Genomic DNA, 16,156 nt, shown 5'->3' on the forward strand with positions numbered 1-16,156 from the left:
ATCACCGCGCCGCCGCACGAGTATCCGCGGCGGCATCCACATGCGTCATTGCGGTATCCGGCGACAAAGGGACGAGACATCCCGGCTGATCAGCTGCCCCCTCGGCGATCACCGGGCAGATAGTCTCCCGGCATGCCCATCGACGGCGCCCCCGGTGATCAATGGGTCAACCAGGACGCGATCATCGTTGTCCCGGGCATCCTGGGTAGCGAGCTCGTCGACACCGCCACCGGTGACGTGCTGTGGGGTCTGCACCCGAGCGTGTTCGCCCGGGGCTGGCTCACCGCTTCGAACCTGCGCCGCCTGCACCTCGACGACGACGAGCGGGCGGGTCGCTACGGCCGGATCGCCGCCACGCGGCTGCTGCGGGCGCCGGTGTGGCTGCCGGTGCTGCGCGGGCAGGAGCCCTACACCGACCTCCTCGACGCGCTGCACAAGGTGGTACCCCACCCGGCGGCACTCGCCGAGTTCCCCTACGACTGGCGCCTGCCCGTCGAGCACAACGCGGCCCGCCTGGCGGAGGCCGCGATGGCGCATCTGGAGCGGTGGCGGCGCCATCCCGTCCACGACGCGGCGCGCCGGCTCGATCCGGCCGGCCGGCCGGCGCGGCTGGTCCTCATCGCGCACTCGATGGGCGGGCTGCTGGTGCGCTGCCTGTCGCTCATCGCCGGCGTGGCCGACGAGATCCGAGCCGGCATCACGCTCGGCACCCCCTTCTACGGCGCCGTGCGCGCCGTGGCGATGCTCGCCTCCGGCGACTCCCCGGTGCCGCTGCCGGCCACCCGGCCGGCCTCGGCGCTGCTGCGCCGGCGCCCGGACCGGGGCATGCGCGCCCTGAGCCGCACGTTGCCCGGCGTGTACGACCTCCTGCCGACCTACCAGTGCGTCGACGAGGGCACCGGCGTGCGGGGTCTCACCGCCGACGACGTCGCGGCGATCGGCGGCGATCCCGAGCTCGCGGCGGCGGCCGCGGCGTTCCACAGGCGCCTGGCCCGGGTCACGCCCGCCGGCCACCGGCCGGTGATCGGCTCGGACCAGCCGACGGCGACGAACCTGCGGATCGCCGGCGGCACCGTCGAGCTGTCGCCGCTGGAGTGCTACCACGACGCCGACGGGCGGATGCGCCGGCGCGACCGCCAGGGCGACGGCACCGTGCCCCTCGGCGCCGCGCAGCTGCCCGGCGCCGAGGCGACCTACCTGCCCCAGCAGCACGGCGGCCTGGCCCGGGCCTCCGACGTCGTCCGGCACGCCGTCCACATCGCGCGCGAGCCCGACCGCGATCACCTCGGGCCAACGCTCGCGGCCGGGCGCATCGGCCTGGACGCGCCGGACCATCCCGTCGTCGCCGGCGAGCCGTGGTCGGCCGTCGTGACGGGGCTGGAGCATCCCGCCGACGCCACGTGCACCATCGTCGACCCCGTCACGAAGCAGCCGGTCGCGTCGGCGAAGCTGGAGCGGCGCGACGGGGTCGTGCATGCGCTGGCGCGGCTGCCCGAGCCGGGCATCTTCCGGCTGCAGGTGGCGGGCTCCGGGTACTCGCCGGTCAGCCAGCTGGTCGTGGGCATCTCCGCCGACGCCGACGGCGCCGATGACTGAGGCCGCCGCCTCGCCGCCGGTCCGGTTCGTGCCGATCGCGATCGGCCACTACGACGACGCCGGCTACGAGTCGCTGCCGGTCGAGCGGGAGGTGGGCCGGGTGGCGCGTGCGCTGTCCGCGTTCGGCGCGGTCCGGGACCATTGGGACACGCCGATGCCCGAGCGCGGCGCCGACGCGATCAACAAGAGGCTGCACGCCTGGTCGAGCGGCGAGGAGATCCACCACAGCGTGCTGTACTGGGTCGGCCACGGGTGGTCCAACGGCAGGGAGGCCGCCCTCGCCACGGCGCGAACCCCGCGGAACATGCAGATCCTGGGCATCAGCCCGGACCAGCTCGCCGCCGCGCTGAACCGGCGCAACGCCGGGTCCGAACAGGGCTGGACGCTCGTCGTGATCGACGCCTGCCAGTCGAAACGCTATGCCGAACTGCTCGCGGGGGCGATGTTCTTCGATCAGTTCGGCGGTCGGCGTGCGCTGCTCGTCAGCGCCTCCGGCGAGGGCGCCGCGTGGATCGGTGACTTCTCCACCAACCTCGAGCACTGCCTCGACCATACGTTCGCGGCCGTCGACGAGATCCCGCTGCCGGCGTTGGGCCGCGAGCTGCAGCGGACGCTGCTCGACGGCCAGGCGATCGACCTCGGCATCGGCGACGCGGCGCTCGTGCGCCGGCGCCCCGCGCTGCGCACGCTCACCCCGTTCGACATCGCCGACGAGATGCGGCGGGTGCTCGCCCGGCTGACGCCCGAGGAGCGCACGCACTTCATCCCCAAGGCGCGCAGCGACGACAACACCGAGTACCCATGGTTCTTCGAGGGGCGCGAGGCGGAGCAGCGCGCGATCATCCGCTGGCTGCGCGAGCGCGGCGCGGGCATGCTGGTCGTGACCGGCCCCCCGGGCTGCGGCAAGTCGGCGATCCTCGGTCACCTGCTGGTCCAGTCCCGCCCGGCGCTGCGGGCGACGCTGTCGCGGCTGGGGCTGCTCACCGTGCTGCCGGACGAGTTCCGGCCGGACGACGAGGTCTTCGACGCCGCGCTGCTGCTGACCGGCTCGACGCCGGCCGACGCCATCGCGGCGATCGCCACCGCCGCCGCGCTCGGGCCGGTGCCGGCCGTCGACAGCGTCAACGAGCTGTCGGCGTGGCTGCTCGAGGCGATGGCCGGCCGGCCGGGAGCGTTCACCGTCATCGTGGACGCGCTCGACGAGGCCCGGCAGCCGCTCGTGATCGCGGACCTGGTGCTGCGCCGCCTCGCGGGCCTGCCCCGGGTGCGCCTGGTCGTCGGCACGCGCCGGTCCACGGCCGACGGGCTCGGCCTTCCGCAGCCGTCCGAGCAGGACATCCTCGACGCGTTCGACGTCGCACCGGCCGATCTGGTCGACGTCGGCGGCGACCCCGCCGCGGTGTCGCGGTACGTGACTCGCCGGCTGGCGTACGCGTACGACCGGGGCGAGCTCGCGGGCGTCGACCCGGCGACCTTCGACGACGTCGCGCTGCTCGTCGGCGCCGACCGGGACTTCCTCTTCGCCCGGCTCGCCGTCCACGAGGTCATCGAGCGCCCCGCCCTGCTCGCCGCGGACCGGCTGCGCACCCTGCTGGAGGGCGACCACCGCTCGCTGTTCGCCACGGCGGCCCGGCGCATCGAGGAGGCCGACCCCCGCTTCCACGCCCTCATACACGCCCTGGCCTACGCCCGCGGGCGCGGGGCGCCGATCGCGGACGGCGTCTGGACGACGATCGCGCGGGCGCTGTCGCCGGGCACCGCTCCCGGCCCGTTGAACGGCGACGCGATCGCCTTGTTGCGGGCGAGGGCCATGCCGTACCTCATGGTGGACCTGCAGGACGGCCAGACGGTCTACCGCCTCGCCCACCGCACATTCCAGGAGGAGGTGACCGCGGCCGACGACGAGGCGACCATCGCCCGCCGGCACGCCCGGATCCTCGCGGCGCTGCTCACCGACGCCGCGGACGGCGCTCAGCTCAACCCGTACGTGGTCCGGCACCTGTCGGAGCACGCGGCGCTGGCCGGCCCGGTCGGCTGGGCCATGCTGGCCGAGCGCCCGGCGGTCCTCGACGCGCTGGACCAGCAGGCGCTCGGCGCCGACGCCGTTCGCTACGCGTTCGGCCGGCCGAAGGTACCCGCCGAGATCGCCGGCGTGATCGGCGCCCGGCACCGCCTCGTCGGCGCCGCCGTCCACGACCGGCGCGGCCTGCGCCGGCTCGCCGTCGCGCGGCACACCGGCCGGAGCCGGTTCGACGATCCGCCGCATCCCGGCGAGAACGGCCACTGGACGCTGCAGGCGGCCTGGCTGGTCCGGCAGGCACTGCACCACACCCTGAGCGGCGCGGCGAGCGCCGCGTGCTCGCTGGCCGCGTTGCGCGGCGCGGACGGGTCGGCGCTGCTGGCCGTGGGCGGGGCGGACGGCTCGGTGCAGATCTGGGACCCGCTCGTCGGACGCCCGATCGGGGCGCCCATCGCCGGCCATCGCGACGCCGTGCGCGCCATGGCGACCGTCGCCCACGACGACGGTCGCGCAACGCTGCTCACCGGGAGCCTCGACGGCACGATCCGCATCGTCGACCCGACGACCGGCGAGTCGGCGGCTGCGCCGTTCATCGGCAACACCCGGCCGGTCTGGTCGATCGCCGCGCTGCGCGGCCGGGCGGGGGACACCCTGGTCGCGGCGGGCACGGATGGCGGCACCGTCTGGGTGTGGAGCCTGGACACCGGCGACCCCGTCGGCCCGCCGCTGACCGGCCTGCCGGGGCCGGTGTCGGCGATGGCGACGTTCACCGCCCCCGACGGCGCCGACGTGATCGTCGCCGGCGACAGCGAAGGCGGGCTGCGCGCCTGGGATCCGTACACCGGCGCCACCGCCGGCGCCGCGATCGCCGGCCACGGCCGCGCGGTGACCGCCCTCGCCGGCTTCACCGACGGCCCGACCGGCCGGGCGCTGCTCGCGGCCGGGACCGACGACGGTGTGGTACAGCTGTGGGATCCGGTGACCGGCGCGCCCGCCGGCGCGCCTCTGGTGGGGCACACGCGGAGGATCTGGGCCGTCGTCGCCGCCCACGCCGACGGGGCGACGCGCCTGGCGACGGCCGGCGACGACCGCACTGTGCTCGTGTGGGAGCCGCTGGGACCGGGGCGGCCGCTCGCGGTCCTCGCCGGCCACACCGACGGCGTGCTCGCGGCGGCCGTCGTGCCCGGGCCGCACGGCTCGCCGCTGCTGGCCACCGGGGGACACGATCGCACCGTGCGGATCTGGGATCCGTTCGACGAGGACGGCGACACCGCCGGGCGGCCGGAAGCGGGCGTGGTCAGCCTCGCGCCGGTCGTCGACCGCGCCGGCGCGGTCCGGCTGGCCGGCGGGGGCAGCGACGGCCGGGTGCGGCTGTGGGATCCGTCCGGGCCGGCGCCGGTCGAGCTCGCCGGCCGGTACGGCCGGATCAACGCGCTCGCGACCGTCGCCGACGCGGCGGGCAACGCGCTGCTGGCGACCGGCGGCGAGGACGGCGCCGTGCGGCTGTGGGAACCGGATACCGGCGACGCGGCCGGCGAGGAACTGCTCGGCCACGCCGGACCGGTGATCGCGCTCGCGCCGGTGCCGGACCGGCGCGGCCGGCGGCTGCTCGCGGCCGGCGCGGCCAACGGCGCGGTTCACGTCTGGGACCTCGACACCGGGCGGCGGGTGGAGCGGCGCCCGGCCGCGGACCTCGGCGGTCTGCTCGCGCTCACCGCACTGCCCGGCCGCCGCTCGCGGCTGGCCATCGGCGGCTGGGACGGCGCCGTCCGCCTGTGGGACCCCCTGCGGCGCTGGCCGGCGGAGGTCACGCTGCGGTGCGGCACCCGGTTCGTCACCGCGCTGGCCCCGCTGGCCGGAGCCCGCGCCCACCCACTGCTCGCGGTCGGCGGCGCCGGCGGCACGGTCGAGCTGTGGGACCTCGCCGCGCGGCGGCCCGTCGGCGCCGCGCTCGGCGGGCACGAAGGCCGGGTCTGGGCGATGACCGCGATCGGCGCCGGGCCGGGGCGATGGCTGCTGGCGACCGGCGACGAGGCCGGGACGCTGCGCATCTGGGACCCCGCCGCCGGCGCCGTGCGGCACAGCGTCCCGATCGGCACCCCCATCTACGGCATCAGCGCCGGATCGTCGAGCATCGCCCTCGGCACCGCGGACGGCCTGATCCTGCTCGGCCGCGACGCCCTGCTCCCGCCATATCCGGAAGGTGGACCGTGAACAGCCCCGACCCGCGCGAGACCGACGCGCCGCACGAACCGGCTGGCGGGCCGACTCCCGTGCCCATACCGGCACCGGTCATGCCGCCGTCGGCCGGTGCCCGGCTCCCGTCGGTGCGTATCGGGATCTGGGGCGGCACCGCCTCGGGCAAGACGACGTTCCTGGCGGCGTTGCCGATCGCGGTGGCCAACGATCCCGCGACCTACGGCACGTGGCGGGTGTCGGGGACCACCGAGGAGGCGACCCGCTTCCTGCTCGACGGCGTCGACACGCTGACGCGCCAGCGGCAGTTCCCGAACGCGACGCTCGCTCCCGCGCGGTTGGCGTGGTCGTTCCACGGCGAGACGATCGAGCCGGGTCGCGGGCCGTCGTTATTGCGCCGCCGACCGCGCCGGCGCGAGTCCGAGTTCGTCCTGGAGATCCAGGACGCCCCCGGCGTCGCCTACTCCCAGAACCGCGTCGCACCGGACGTCGTCGACTTTCTGGCCGAGGCCAACGGGATTCTCTACCTGTTCGACCCGCTCGCGGGCGACGCGGCGACGGACAACTTCCAGTATTTCTATGGGGTACTGCAGATGCTGGTGGCAAGAACCGCCGCCGTCGGGAAGCTCGAGCGGGGCCGGCTGCCCCAGCACGTCGCGGTCTGCGTGACGAAGTTCGACGATCCCGTGATCTTCAACAACGCGGTGCGGGCGGGCTTCGTGACGCAGGACGCCGACGGCGGCCGGCTGCCGAAGGTTCCCGACACGCACGCGCAGGCGTACTTCGACTGGACCTGCCAGAACCACCGCCACAGCGGTGCGCCGCTGGTGCGCGAGGCCCTGCGCACGTTCTTCCTGGCGGAGCGGGTGTCCTACTTCGCGACTTCGGCGATCGGCTTCCACCTGAACTGGTCGGATACCTTCGACTTCCGCGACTTCATCAACATCGAGCACGTCGAGGGCCGGCCGAGGGTCCGTGGCCTGGCGCGCCCGATCAACGTCATCGAACCACTCGTCACTCTCGAACGCGGCATCCGCGGCCGCCTCGGCCGCGACGCCAGGAACTGAGGAGCCGGCGCGTGATCACCTCCCCGCCCAACCGGTCCCGGCGCGGTCGCCGGCGCCTGACCGCCCGGCTGGCGGCGTGCGTCGCGGCCGCCGCCCTGAGCGTGCTCGCACCGGCCGCGCCCGCGGCGCACGCCGAACCGCCGACGCCGACGGACATCCTGCGGTCGCTCGGTCTCGACGACGTCCCGGCCGACTACGTGATCCTGGTCGACACGTCGGCGTCGATGAACGCCGCCGGCTACGAGGCGGCCCGCGCCGACGTCCGGGCCCTGATCGCCGACCTCTCGCCCCGCGACTACGTGGCGCTCTACACGTTCGACTCGGCGGTCACCCCGCGGTACCTGGGTCCCGCGAAATCCCCCGAGGCCATCGTCGGCGCGCTGCCCGCTGTGCCGGCCGGCGGCGCCACCGACTTCGGCGCGGCCATCGAGGCCGCGTTGCGCGAGTTCGGACGGGCGGGAGCCGCGCCCGTCGCCGCGGCGGTGCTGGTGACCGACGGCACGAACGCGCCGCCGGCCGGTTCGCCGTACGTCGACCCGTCCGGGCCCGCGTGGCTCGGCCTGCGCAGCCGGGCCGCCGCGCTGCAGAAGTCCTGGATCGGCGGATACGCGGTACCGCTGGTCGCGAACGGTCGCGGCGGCGAGCAGGCCCTGCGGTCGGTGCTGCCGAACACGGTCGTCATCAACCCGGCGCAGCTGCCGGACCTGCCGGGCTACCTCGACCGGAGCAAGACCGACGCGCGGCTGGACGCGGCCGGGGCGGCGCTGGCCGGGGACACCTTCGGCGGTGTGTCCGCCGACTGGGAGAGCATCGGCACCGACCGGCTGCGGCTCACCCTTCGATCCGACACGACACACGTGCCGCTCACCGTTACGGGACTCGCGGTGCACACCGACCCAGCGGCGTCGGTGGAGGCCGACCTGCCGGCGACCATCGAACTCGCACCGGGCGCGCGACGGCAGTTCGACATCACGCTGCACGGCCTGTCGGGCGGCCGGCCGTTTCTGCCGTTCACGCGCGCCGTCCGCGAAGACGTCCGGCTCGGGCTGAGCGGCACCGTGACCTCGCCGTGGCAGGACGCCCTCCGGCCCCGGCTCGACCTCAAGGTCAGGCCGGCGGTGCGGTCGTTCGACGAACCGGTGTCGGTCGAGGTGCTCGCGCGCGGAGCCACGGTGACGCTCGTCATCTGGTTGTCGTTGGTGGCCGTCCTGGCGGCGACGCTCCTCGCCGTGCGCTGGAGGGCACGGAATCCGCGCATGCCGGCCGGCGACATCACGATCAGCGCGCTGGACGACACCCGGAGGTTCCCGCTGCCGCTCTCCGGCCGCCGCATGCGCATGGAGTTGCCGAGCTTCGACGCGAAGATCGACCTGCGGGGCCGGCGCACGCGCGGGCGCGAACGGATCGACGGCCCGGTGCGGATCGTCATCCGATGCACCCGGCACGGTCGCGACTCGACCAGCGAGGTGTCGCAGGGCGGCTCAGTCCTCATCTCCGGCCTGGTGTTCGAACACATCCCCGAGCTGCGGGCGCCGGCGTACGGGAGCGGTCGCGATGACGGACAGGCGGGCCGCGAGGCGAGCGACGGCTTCTTGTAGCTCCGGGGGCTCCACGATGCGGACCTCGGCGCCCAGGCGGGCCACGTACACCGCCAGCCAGTCCAGGTGGTCGGCGCCCAGGACGAGCAGGCACCAGCCGTCGGTGCCGGCGCTCTCGACCCGGCCCACCTGCGGGGGGACCATCTCGCGGACCCACTGTTCGGTGGCGTGGACCTGGAGGCGGGCGATGTGGCGGTACGGCGCCTCGGCGACCGAGCGCTGCACGTAACCGGCCGGGTCCGGGTGCTCGCGCGGGCGGAAGTGCCAGTCGGTCGCCGTCACCTCGTGCATGCGGTCCAGGCGGAACGTGCGCCAGTCGTCCCGGTCGACGTCCCAGGCCATGAGGTACCAGCGGCGGCCCGTGGTGACCATCCGGACCGGCTCGGTGGTGCGCTCGCGCTCGCCGCCGTCGCGGGTGGCGTAGCGGAAGCGGACCCGGACCGCGTCGCGGCAGGCGCGGGCCAGAGTGACGAGCAGGTCGGCGTCGATCTCGGCGCCCGGGTCGACGAGCGTGTCGGTGGCGCCGTGCACGGCGCGGACCTCGGCGCGCAGGCGCGGCGGCATCACCTGGTCGAGCTTCGCCAGGGCGCGCAGCGCGGCCTCGCCGGCGCCGGCGACCGTGCCGGCCGAGGCCAGGCGCAGCGAGACCGCGGTCGCGATCGCCTCCTCGTCGTCGAGCAGCAGGGGCGGCAGGCGGGTGCCGGCGCCCAGGCGGTAGCCGCCGCCGACGCCCGCCGTCGCGTGCACCGGGTAGCCGAGCGCGCGCAGCCGCTCCACGTCGCGGCGCACCGAGCGGTCGGTGACGCGCAGCTCGGCGGCGAGCTCGGTGGCGGTCCAGGACGAGCGGCGCTGCAGCAGGCCGAGCAGCCGCAGCACCCGTTCGGTGGTCCCCTCGACGGTCACGGGATCGATCCTGCCATCCAATACGGAAGGAATCTGTCCGCTATCCCCGGCAGACTGGGGGCATGACGGATCGCCGCGAAGTTCAGTTCACGTTCGACTGTGCCGACCCGGGGGCGCTGGCCGAGTTCTGGGCGCAGGTGCTCGGCTACCGGGTGCAGGACCCGCCCGCGGGGTTCTCGACCTGGGAGGAGGCCCTCGAGGCCTGGAACGTGCCGCGCGAACGCTGGAACGATGCATCGGCGGTGGTCGACCCCGGCGGCGTCGGGCCGCGGCTGTTCTTCCAGCGGGTGCCGGAGGGCAAGCAGGTCAAGAACCGCCTGCACCCGGACGTGCGGGCCGCTCCCGGCCTCGCGGGGGACGCGCGGATGGCGGCCCTCGAAGCGGAGGCGGAGCGGCTCGGTGCGCTCGGCGCCACCCGCCTTGCGCGCTACGAGCCGGCGCCGCCGTTCGCGGCCGGGCACATCGTGATGGCCGACCCCGAGGGCAATGAGTTCTGCCTGGACTAGTTACCGGCCGACGGCGGAGCTCAGCGAGGGCAGGCCGGGGCCGGACAGGCGGTCGAGTGCGATGAGCCGGCCGGTGCTGAGCATCAGCAGCGCCGACATCGGGCCCTCGACCGCCGGGCCCTCGCCGGCCCGCCACTCGGCGTCGGCGGCGCGCAGGCCGAAGCCCGACAGCGTGCGCTTGATCGGGAACGGGCGCGGCCAGCGCATCGTCCACATCCGGGTGGCGGCGGCCGCGGCGGCGTCGGGCGGCATCGGCAGGTCGCGGCCGAGCGGGATGGCGATGTCCTGGGCGTGCACCATGGTGTCGGTGAGCGACTCCATCGCGGTGACGCTGGGGTTGGTCCGGCGCGAGTCGATCGAGGCGCGCAGCAGCTCGAGCAGCTGCGCGTCGGTCGACCTCGCCGCGCGCCGGGCGGCCAGGTCGCGGATGCCACGGTCGAGGTCGCGGCCGGCGCGCAGCATCGTGGGCAGGCCGTCGAGGAGTTCGCCGAGGCGCATCTGTTGCAGCGTCAGGTGGGCGACGACCTCGCGCACCGTCCACTGTGTACACAGCGTCGGGCCGCGCCACTCGTCGGGGGTGAGCGTGGCGAGCAGGTCCGCAACGGCGGTGCGCTGCTCGGCGACGACCGGCCAGAGCCGGTCGGGCGACAGAAGCGTGGTCGGCATGCCTCTGAGACTACATTCGTAGTGAGATCGACTACAAGCGTAGTGCCTCCTGTGGTACCGGAGGTGTTGCTCCGATTCGGCGCGAACGGGCGCCGATTCCTGGCATAACGGCAGGTGGCTGCCTGTTATCCTCGCCGACCATGACAGCTGCGCGCCTGCGCCTCGGGATCGACTTCGGCACCTCCACGACCATCGCGATGCTCCAGCGGCCCGACGCGCGCGTGCAGCCGCTGCTCTTCGACGGCTCGCCGCTGCTGTCCTCCGCCGTCCTGCTCGGCCCCGACGGGCAGCTGCACACCGGCCGCGACGCCGCGCACCTGGCCCGCAGCGCACCCGAGCGGCTCGAACCGAACCCGAAGCGGCGCATCGACGACACCGCGGTGCTGCTCGGCGACGGCGAGGTCGGCGTGCGCGAGCTCGTCGCCGCCGTCCTCGGCCGGGTCGCCCGCGAGGCCGGCCGGGTCGCCGGGCCGGTCCGCGACGTCGCGCTCACCCACCCCGCCAACTGGGGCCAGGGCCGCCGCGCCGTGCTCGTCGAGGCGGCCCGCCAGGCCGGGTTCGTCAACATCGAGCTCGTCGGCGAGCCCACCGCCGCGGCCACCTACTTCGCGCACACCCGCGGCGGCGCGCTGCCGGCCGGGTCGTGCGTGCTCGTGTACGACCTGGGCGCCGGCACCTGCGACGTGACGCTGCTGCGGCGCACGCCGACCGGCTTCGAGCAGGTCGCCTCCGACGGGCTCAACGACGTCGGCGGCCTCGACGTCGACGCCGCCGTCATCGCCTTCCTGCAGGCCACCTACGGCGAGCTGTGGACGTCGCCGGCGACCCGCCGCCAGCTGTGGGACGACGTTCGCTCGGCCAAGGAGATGCTCTCGCGCGCCAGCGGCACCGTCGTCATGGTCCCGGCGCTGGGCAAGGAGGTGCCGCTGGGCCGCGAGCAGCTCGAGGGCCTCGCCCGCCCGGTGCTGCGCTCCACGATCTCGATGACCCGCGCCCTGGTCAACGAGTCCGGCGTCGGCACCGCCGCGATCGCCGGGCTGTTCCTTGTCGGCGGCTCCAGCCGCATCCCCCTCGTCGCCACGCTGCTGCACGAGGCCCTCGGCATCGCGCCGGTCGTCGCCGAGCAGCCGGAGCTGGTCGTCGCCGAGGGCGCGCTCCACGTCAACCGCGTGCCCAACGCCACCGCGCCTGTCGCCGTGCCCGTCTCGGCGGTGCCGGGTCCGGCCGCACCGGTGTCGACCGTGCCGTACCCGTCGACGCAGACCTTCGCCGCGACGTCCACACCCGCCTACGCGCCCGCGCCGGTGTCCACCCCCGCTTACGCGCCGGCGCCGGTGTCCACGCCCGCTTACGCGCCGGCGCCGGTGTCCACGCCCGCTTACGCGCCCGCGCCGGTGTCCACGCCCGCCTACGCGCCCGCGCCCGTGTCGCCGGCCGTTCCGGCGGTCGCGCCGCCGATGTTCCCCCGCCCGCCCGCCGCGACGCCGCCCGCGGCGCCTCGCAGGGGCCTCGCACCGGCGCTGATCGTCGTGCTCGCCCTCGTCGGCGTGCTGGTGCTCGGCGGCGGCGTGGCCGGGGCCGTCCTGCTGTTCGGCGACCGGCCGGACACGAGTCCGACGGCCACCGGCGGCAGCGGCGCACGCGCCTCGGCCGGGGGACAGGCGCCGGGCAACGCGAAGTACGACCTGGACAAGGTGCCGGAGAACCAGTGCAACGCGTCCGACCCGACGCCGCTGTACGACCTCTTCGAGGGCGAGCTCGCCAAGGAGTACCCGGTCCGCTCGCCCGGCGCGGTCGTCAACAACAGCAGCTGCTCGTACAGCCGCGCGCACAACGTCGGCAAGCCCGAGGCGCAGACGATGAGCCTGATGGTCCAGGTGCTCGCCTACAAGGACGTCTCCACGGCGGTCACCGGCCAGGCGCAGGAGACCGAGACCGCGAAGCTCGCCGGCCCCAACAGCCCCGTGCCCGGCCTCGGCGAGGAGGCCATCGTCTACGAGACGCCGAGCGATAACGACCAGCAGAAGGGCACGCTGAAGCTCGACCTGTCGGTGCGCGACAGCAACCTGCAGCTGCGGCTGTACTTCCTCGCCCAGCGCAACGACGGCGTGCAGTGGACGCAGAAGCAGAAGAACGACGCGCGCGACCGTCTCATCACGGCCGCCAAGAACACCTTCGCGAAGACGGCGCCCGGCATGGCCCGCTGACTGTCGTGATTCCGGCAGAAACTCGCCTGTAACTCCCCGGCCCGGCGAAGCGTGTCGTTGGCATCGGGCCGGACGGATGCCGGCCGTGTCACGAGGGGGAGGAACGGTGTGAACCCATTGCACACCGAGGCCTTGGACGCGTCGCCTCCGGCGAGCCAGGACATCGACGAGTTCTACGCCGCGCACGCGCGCGGCCTGGTGCTACAGCTCTACGCCTACACCGGCGACCTGGGCGCCGCCCAGGACCTGGTCCAGGAGGCGTTCTGCCGGGCGCTGCCGCGCTGGGAGCGGCTGCGCACGTACGACGACCCGGCGGCGTGGGTGCGCCGGGTCGCCTGGAACCTTGCCACCAGCCGCTGGCGGCGCAGCCGGGCGGCGCTGGACTTCGCCCGCCGCCAGCGCGAGGAGCACGTCGCCGGGCCGAGCCCGGACCGCGTCGCCCTCGCCGCGGCGCTGGCCAAGCTGCCGCCCAACCAGCGCACGGCGGTGGTCCTGCGCCACCTCGCCGACCTGTCGGTCGCGGAGATCGCCCAGCAGCTCGCCGCCGCGGAGGGCACGGTGCGCGTCTGGCTGCACCGCGGGCGCGCCGCCCTCGCCGCCGAGCTCGCCGACGTACGGGAGGACAACCATGGCTGACGACTACGACAACCTGCTCGACGCGGCGTTCGCCGGCTTCAGCGCCGCCGCCGCGCCCCACGTCAAGCTCGCCGGGATGGACCCGGTGCGCCGCACGGTGCGCCACCGCCGGACCGTGCGCGTCACCGTCGCATCGGCGGTGGCGGTGATCGCCGTCATCGCGCCGGTCGCCGCCTTCGCCGCCCGCGACCGCGGCGCCGACGGCCCGCCACTGCCCGGCGGCTCGGCGTCGGTCCAGCTCAGCCCGCCGCCCGGGTCGCCGTCGCCGTCGGTGGTGATCCAGCAGTCGCCGCCGGAGTCACCGCGCAACACCGACACCACGCCGCCCTCGGCGGCCGGCGGCCCGCCGATCGCCTCGACGGCCGTCGACTGCGCCCACCCGGCCACGGGCGGCCTGGTCAGCGCCGCCGACCTGTGCAACCTGACATTCACGTTGCCCGCCGAAGACCAGATCGGCCCCTGTCCCACCGGAAACCTGACCTTCAAGGACGGCAGGAGCGGCAACGTGCAGCTGCTCCGGACCCTGCAGGCCGACCTCGGCAGCATCGGCGACGGACGGCCCGAGACGGTCGGGCTGTACTACTGCGGCGGCAGCAACCCGGGCACCGCCGCGCTGGTCGTGTTCGACCGCGTCGGCGCGGACATCCGGGCGGTCGACGGCTTCCCGTCGTACTCCGAAGCGCCCGGCGCGATCCAGTGGGTGGAGGACCTCGGCGCCGACGGCTCGGGCGAGCTGTGGCTGCGCGTGAGCGACCGGGTCGGCGGCGGGATGCACCCGATCACCGTCACGATGCAGTGGCGCATCTACCAGTGGGGCGGCGACAAGTTCAAGCAGGTCGGCGGCTCGACGTCGTTCACGTCACCGGACCGCGGCGTCACGGTGGCCAGCACCCTCCGGGCCCTGCCGGCCTCCGGCTCGTCCCACCACGGCGCGCTGACGGTGACCGTCCGCAACACCGGCAGCGCCCCGGTCGCCGACGTCTCCGTGCGGGTCCTGCTGAGTTGGATGACGGCGCCGCAGGGCGACTGCCCGGTCGTGCGCACCGAGACGGGCGGCGGCGACCGGATGAACCTGTGCTCGGCCGGCACGCTCGCGCCGGGGGCGTCGAAGACGTTCACGCTGCGGTACGACTGGACGCAGGAGCAGGCGGACGCGTACGCCGCCGGCGGGCAGGACCCGACCGGCCTCGCGATGATGCTGTTCGGCGACCAGCGGGTCGGCACGTACGACCTGCCACCGATGTCGAAGAACTGACGGCGCGAACGGCGACGGCCGGCCACCCCGCGATGGGTGGCCGGCCGCAGTCCAAGGGCCGTTTGAGGCTCAGTTCGACGCGACACCCAGCTCGGCGCCGCCGCCGTGGTACTCGGTGCCCTCGGCGAAGGTGGTGTCGAAGCGCTGCTGCAGCGCGTCGAGCTCACCGAACTCCGCCTGGTGCGCGTGCTCGCTGCCCTCGGCGGCGAAGACGTGGTCGTCCTCGGTCGCGTCGTGCGAGTAGTTGGTGTAGTCGTCCGACTCGTAGTGCACGGCCGGCGCCTGGTCGTACTCGACGTGGTGGCCCTGCGAGAAGTCGGTGGACTCGGCGGCGTGGTGGTCGTTCTCGTACACGCCGTACTGGTTGTTGTAGTCGGCCTCCGAGCCGTGGGCCTGGTGCAGCTGGTCGAGGCCGTCGTGCTCCTGGCCGGCCTCGTAGTGGCCGTAGTCCACGTCGTGGCCGCCGTCGTAGGAGCCGGTGTCGATGTCGCTCATCTTCGGTATCCCCTTGGTGTTTGGTATGTCGTTGCTGTTGACATGAACGTTAGGGGCGCCCCGGCCGGTTCAAATCCCGGAAACGTGCCACGCGCTACGGTCGCAGGATGCGCCTGGTGTCACTGCTGCCGTCGGCCACCGAGATCGTCTACGCCCTCGGCCTCGGCGAGCATCTCGTCGGGGTCACCTTCGAGTGCGACGAGCCGCCGTCGGCCCGCGCCGAGAAGACCGTCGTCGTCGGCGGGCGCGACACCAAGGGGATGACGCCGGCCGAGATCGACGCCTACGTGCGCTCGCAGTTCGCGGCCGGCGCGGACCTGTACACCCTGCACGCCGGCGCCCTCGCCGCCCTCGCGCCCGACCTCATCCTGACGCAGGACCTGTGCCGGGTGTGCGCGCTGCCGTCCGGGCACGTCGAGGACGCCCTCGAGCACCTCGGGTGCCGCGCCGACGTGCTGTCGCTGGACCCGCACACCCTCGACGAGGTGCTCGCCACGATCGTGACCGTGGGGGAGCGGGCCGGCGTCGGGGAGCAGGCCGCCGGCCTCGTCGGGCGGCTGCGCGCCCGGCTCGACGCTGTCGCCGCGCGGGTCGCCGGCCGGCCGCGGCCCCGGGTGCTCGTCGTCGAGTGGGTCGACCCGCCGTTCACCGCCGGGCACTGGGTCCCGGACCTCGTCGCCGCGGCCGGCGGGGAGGCCGTCGCCGCGCACCCCGGCGCGCGCTCCGTCGAGGCGGCGTGGCCGGACCTCGTCGCCGCCGGGCCCGACGTCGTCGTGGTCTCCCCGTGCGGCTACCACCTCGACGGCGCCGCCGAGCAGGCCGCGCCCGTCGCGCGGATGTTTCCCGGGGCGCAGGTGTGGGCGATCGACGCCGACGGGCTCGTCGTGCGCCCCGGCCCGCGCCTGGTCGACGGGGTCGAGGCGCTCGCCGCCGTCCTGCACCCGGGCGCCGCCGCCGAGCCGCCGGAGGGCGCCGTCCGGCGTGTCGCCGCAGGCGCGGCCGTATCGTGAC

12 protein-coding genes are annotated in these 16,156 nt (G+C 74.9%); 9 read left to right on the top strand and 3 right to left on the bottom strand.

Annotated elements, in window-relative coordinates:
- Positions 1 to 132 precede the first annotated feature (132 nt).
- Genes ABD901_RS50105 through ABD901_RS50120 form a run of 4 tightly spaced genes read left to right on the top strand, consistent with a single transcriptional unit; the run spans position 133 to position 8,477 of the window.
- Positions 133 to 1,596: a lipase/acyltransferase domain-containing protein gene (locus ABD901_RS50105; protein ID WP_345140489.1), complete on the top strand. Its 1,464-nt coding sequence runs from the start codon at positions 133 to 135 to the stop codon at positions 1,594 to 1,596.
- Positions 1,589 to 5,830, top strand: coding sequence for a hypothetical protein (locus ABD901_RS50110; RefSeq protein ID WP_345140494.1), 4,242 nt, complete (start codon positions 1,589 to 1,591; stop codon positions 5,828 to 5,830). The genes ABD901_RS50105 and ABD901_RS50110 overlap by 8 nt, the downstream gene beginning before the upstream one ends.
- Complete coding sequence (locus tag ABD901_RS50115) at positions 5,827 to 6,879, top strand: hypothetical protein (protein WP_345140496.1); 1,053 nt, start codon at positions 5,827 to 5,829, stop codon at positions 6,877 to 6,879. Before ABD901_RS50110 ends, ABD901_RS50115 begins: the two co-directional genes overlap by 4 nt.
- An 11-nt stretch (positions 6,880 to 6,890) precedes the next feature.
- Complete coding sequence (locus ABD901_RS50120) at positions 6,891 to 8,477, top strand: VWA domain-containing protein (RefSeq protein ID WP_345140499.1); 1,587 nt, start codon at positions 6,891 to 6,893, stop codon at positions 8,475 to 8,477.
- Here the strand turns inward: ABD901_RS50120 and ABD901_RS50125 are convergent.
- A complete protein-coding gene (locus tag ABD901_RS50125) occupies positions 8,361 to 9,380 on the bottom strand; it encodes a helix-turn-helix transcriptional regulator (RefSeq protein ID WP_345140502.1) in 1,020 nt (339 codons plus the stop codon). The two genes, ABD901_RS50120 and ABD901_RS50125, sit on opposite strands and share 117 nt — an antisense overlap.
- Positions 9,381 to 9,442: 62 nt before the next feature.
- Here ABD901_RS50125 and ABD901_RS50130 point away from each other — a divergent pair, with 62 nt between their 5' ends.
- Complete coding sequence (locus ABD901_RS50130) at positions 9,443 to 9,886, top strand: VOC family protein (RefSeq protein ID WP_345140505.1); 444 nt, start codon at positions 9,443 to 9,445, stop codon at positions 9,884 to 9,886.
- Here the strand turns inward: ABD901_RS50130 and ABD901_RS50135 are convergent, their stop codons facing one another.
- Entirely contained in the window at positions 9,887 to 10,552 is a 666-nt protein-coding gene (locus ABD901_RS50135; protein WP_345140508.1) for a maleylpyruvate isomerase family mycothiol-dependent enzyme, read from the bottom strand.
- A 140-nt stretch (positions 10,553 to 10,692) separates the two neighbouring features.
- Between ABD901_RS50135 and ABD901_RS50140 the strand changes: the two genes are divergently transcribed.
- The 3 genes from ABD901_RS50140 to ABD901_RS50150 all read left to right on the top strand — a co-directional run bounded on the left by ABD901_RS50140 (position 10,693) and on the right by ABD901_RS50150 (position 14,650).
- Complete coding sequence (locus tag ABD901_RS50140; RefSeq protein WP_345140510.1) at positions 10,693 to 12,759, top strand: Hsp70 family protein; 2,067 nt, start codon at positions 10,693 to 10,695, stop codon at positions 12,757 to 12,759.
- Between the two features lie 108 nt (positions 12,760 to 12,867).
- A complete protein-coding gene (locus tag ABD901_RS50145; RefSeq protein ID WP_380134784.1) occupies positions 12,868 to 13,395 on the top strand; it encodes a SigE family RNA polymerase sigma factor in 528 nt (175 codons plus the stop codon).
- On the top strand, positions 13,388 to 14,650 hold the full coding sequence (locus ABD901_RS50150; RefSeq protein WP_345140511.1) for a hypothetical protein: 1,263 nt from the start codon (positions 13,388 to 13,390) through the stop codon (positions 14,648 to 14,650). The genes ABD901_RS50145 and ABD901_RS50150 overlap by 8 nt, the downstream gene beginning before the upstream one ends.
- A gap of 69 nt (positions 14,651 to 14,719) precedes the next feature.
- Here the strand turns inward: ABD901_RS50150 and ABD901_RS50155 are convergent, their stop codons facing one another.
- Positions 14,720 to 15,145: a hypothetical protein gene (locus ABD901_RS50155; protein ID WP_345140513.1), complete on the bottom strand. Its 426-nt coding sequence runs from the start codon at positions 15,143 to 15,145 to the stop codon at positions 14,720 to 14,722.
- A gap of 107 nt (positions 15,146 to 15,252) precedes the next feature.
- On the opposite strand from ABD901_RS50155, the gene ABD901_RS50160 reads away from it, so the two are divergent.
- Entirely contained in the window at positions 15,253 to 16,155 is a 903-nt protein-coding gene (locus ABD901_RS50160; protein ID WP_345140515.1) for an ABC transporter substrate-binding protein, read from the top strand.
- The last annotated feature ends 1 nt before the right edge of the window (position 16,156 follow it).

This window comes from Dactylosporangium darangshiense, from assembly GCF_039537565.1.
GTDB lineage: Bacteria > Actinomycetota > Actinomycetes > Mycobacteriales > Micromonosporaceae > Dactylosporangium > Dactylosporangium darangshiense.